General features: G+C 39.6%; 1 protein-coding gene. It reads right to left on the reverse strand.

Annotated features, from left to right (window positions below; translation table 11 throughout):
- Positions 1-536 (reverse strand): lambda exonuclease family protein (locus ACFIO5_RS13435; protein WP_375705683.1); only part of this gene is annotated, 536 nt, incomplete at both ends.

Below are 536 nucleotides of genomic sequence, written 5' to 3' on the forward strand. Positions count from 1 at the left end.
TTGATCTCTTCAATGTGTTTCTCATCACGGAGGACGCGTTTGATTTTCATTCTCAAACCAGTAGATTTGCCTACAAAATTTGGATTATAGCTCATGAAATCACACCATTTACGTCCAGTGCATGCCATTTGGAATTGCATTTGTGCGTGATATTCTGGTTTAATTTCGTCATACATAAAAAAACGAAGATGAGTCGTTGATTGTGGACATTTGACTTCGATTAAACCGTCCTCTCCAATGAACCCATCAGGACTTGCACCAGCCATTTCCATTTTTGGGTGTGGGATAAACCCGCATCTTGTGACTTCTGCGTCATAAATGAATTCATATTCTCTTAAGGCATTCTCTTCATGTTCAATGCCCCATTGCATAGCAGGTGTTGTATAAGATTGGCTTATTTCACCTATTAAGCGTTCTGTCATGAGTTTCGTTTTGTAGTCTTCATATTTGCTTGTAGGAAAACCTTTTGCTGTCTTACTGAGTACGTTGTAAACGTTTGAAGCAGTGACTTTACCCAAGCGCGCTTGAAACCATTC

It is taken from the genome of Bartonella sp. AA86SXKL, assembly GCF_042196885.1.